Origin of the sequence: Ilumatobacter sp. (genome assembly GCF_041688325.1) — a bacterium.
In the GTDB taxonomy this organism is placed as follows: domain Bacteria; phylum Actinomycetota; class Acidimicrobiia; order Acidimicrobiales; family Ilumatobacteraceae; genus Ilumatobacter_A.
Genome location: NZ_JBDNIJ010000374.1, coordinates 1 through 2,564 on the forward strand (window position 1 = coordinate 1; position 2,564 = coordinate 2,564).

A 2,564-nucleotide genomic window follows, 5' to 3' on the forward strand; every position below is an offset into this window, starting at 1 on the left:
CCTCGAGGATCGTTTCGGGGCTACCAGTGTAACGCCCAGTGAGTGAGGCCATGAAGAACCAACGGGCCACGGCTTCACGCAGCTCGCTCTGGCCGACGCCGTATTCGTGCCGACCGATGAGGAACACGAGGTAGCAGTACAGGAAGTTGTTCGTCGAGGTCAGCATGTCGCCGCTTCGATAGCCAGCGCGTTTGACCGCAACCATGTACTCGTGCCAGTTGGTCAGGTTGAGTACCTGGTCCTGAGCAGCAAGTAGCTGATCGAAGTGCTCGTCGCGAACTGCTGCCGAAACCAACTTCGTCTTCGGATCGCGGCCGCGTAGCGCCTGATAGGCGTTCTGGAGCACACCACGCTTGAGGCCCAGGCCAACAGCGACGCGAAGCATCTCGTCGGGCGAAGGCGCATGGAAGTGGTTGTACGGGGACGCCCCGTCTGTCGAAGGATTCTTTGCCGCTCGGGCGAAGTCTTCGAGCTGGTGCCGGGCCTCTTTCTTGTGGACCGACATGAGCGTCAGAATGAAGTCAGCGCTATTGAGCGGCACACCGAGTGAGTTGATCCGAACGAACACCTCGGCGACTTCATCGATATCGAGATCAGCTGAGAGGTCAAGGGAAGAGAACTGATAGTTCCCAAGCCCTTCAAGCTTGCTGAGGCTCTCGCCAATCTTCTTGTTCTCCTCCGCTGAGACCTCGCGAGAATTGGAGAGGTTGGAGATGAAGGCGTTCGTGAACGCAAACATCCCCTCAGAGTTCGTCCAAACCTCTGAGATGTTGTTCAACCACTCCGGATCTTTCTCGCGTGCTGCGTCGCCGACGGCGAACGCCTCGGTCAGGGGATTGAACGAGATTCGGATGAACTGAACCTCGTTGTCCTCGTTGATGACCGGTCGACCTTTCATGACGGCATAGAGGCTTGTGAGGCGCTGCTGTCCGTCGACGATCATCTTGAGTCCACCAGCGGTCCCCTCAGCGGTGGCAACCTTGTGGCTGTCGACCAGCGAAGGCGTGGACCAGAACAAGAAGTACCCGGCGGGGTAGCCGTGGTAAAGCGAGTCGAACAGATCGCGAATCCGGGTGCGCTTCCAAACGAATGGCCGTTGAAGATCCGGAAGGCTGAGCTGGCCGGACTCAATCTGGGCGACGAGTTGACTGATCGGATACGTCGTGTGCGAGAAGCGTTGTGTTGACATGGTTCTTTCCAACGGGTCGTTTGTGATCGGCTACGTGACTGCGGTTCGAAGTTGATCGATCGTGGCGAATATTCGATCGAGCTCAGCCTCAACAAAGATCGACTCGGGCCCTTCGGGTGCGACACCGACGTAGGGGGCTTCGTAGATCCGTTGGGCATCGACGACGCCTCGGTCGGTGAGTTCGTTGATGATGAGGTTGACGAACTCAATCTGGTTCTTGCTGTATCGCTTGTCGTCTAGGAACTCGGCGAACGCTTCTTTGGCTGCTGCCCGGTCGAGGCCAACGATGCTGCGGATGAACAGCCCGAAGCTGCCAGCGCGTTTGCTTGCCTCGGCAAACGTGTCGTCGGTGCCAATGCCAGCCGCTACGAGGATGCGTTGCAGCTCGTCGATGTCGTTGGCCCCCAGCGGCTTACCCGAGCGGACCTTGGCAACCGCTGCCTCACCCAGATTCTGTGTCAGGAAGTGTTCGGCCTTCTTGCGGAACTGGACGAACTCGCTGCTGCCAACGGAGCCGCCCGTGCCCGGCAGTTCGATCTCGATGCTCTCGCCGACCTCATCGGTGAAGTCCGAGTAGATCACGCCCTTCTTGGAGCGCTCGATGAGGTGCACCAGAGCGCGCAGTTTCTTGCGGACCTCTTCGAGCATCGGGTAACTGACGTTGACCCACCACTCCTCTGACTGGATGTCCTGGATGAGAGCAAGGTGTGCAGCAATCACCGGGATTGTCTGCTGGTCCTCCAACGCACCAGCGATCGCCATCACCTTGCGGCGCTGACGTTCGAACGGCTCACTCCGCAGCACTCCGAGCTGAGCGTTCAGCAGCAACATGTCGAACCGCTTCGCCTCCTCGTGGTCCGGATCAAGCTGTGCTGGAAGCTTCGCGACACGGTCCGCTAGTGCTGCGAGGTCACCGACGGTCAACGATTCCCAGGCTTTGCCTTCCCGGAACTGTTCGACCAGTTGCAGGTGGGGGCGGACGAGGAAGTTGTTCTCGTTCATCGAAGCAATCGCTTCACGCAACACGCCGGCCACCTCGGAGCGCTCATCTCGGTGGGCTTGGATCTTGTCGAACGCTTGGATGAGTTCGAGTCGGGCCAAGAAGATCTGCTCGCTCAGCGGCGCACCCCCTGAGCCTTCGGCGGGGGCGAGTTCTTGGCTGAAATATTCGAGGTTCTGGCAGAAGTCGAAGACCTTGAACTCGGCCTTGTCGTCACCAGGCCCAAAAAGGTCCGGTGAGAGTCGTGTGCCGCGCCCGATCATCTGCCAAAACTTGGTCTTGGACCGGACCAGTTTGAAGAACACCAGGTTCACGCACTCGGGCACGTCGATGCCGGTGTCGAGCATGTCGACCGAGATCGCAATGTGCGGGGTC

Annotated in this window: 2 protein-coding genes; both read right to left on the reverse strand. The window is 59.1% G+C overall.

Translation table 11 applies throughout. The features are described from left to right. A partial coding sequence (locus ACH2EI_RS19070) for a DUF262 domain-containing protein (protein ID WP_395161175.1) occupies positions 1 to 1,189 on the reverse strand: 1,189 nt, incomplete at its 3' end. A 30-nt stretch (positions 1,190 to 1,219) separates the two neighbouring features. Further along, positions 1,220 to 2,564, reverse strand: a 1,345-nt coding sequence (locus tag ACH2EI_RS19075; RefSeq protein WP_395161177.1) for a type I restriction-modification enzyme R subunit C-terminal domain-containing protein, incomplete at its 5' end; no start/stop codon positions are given.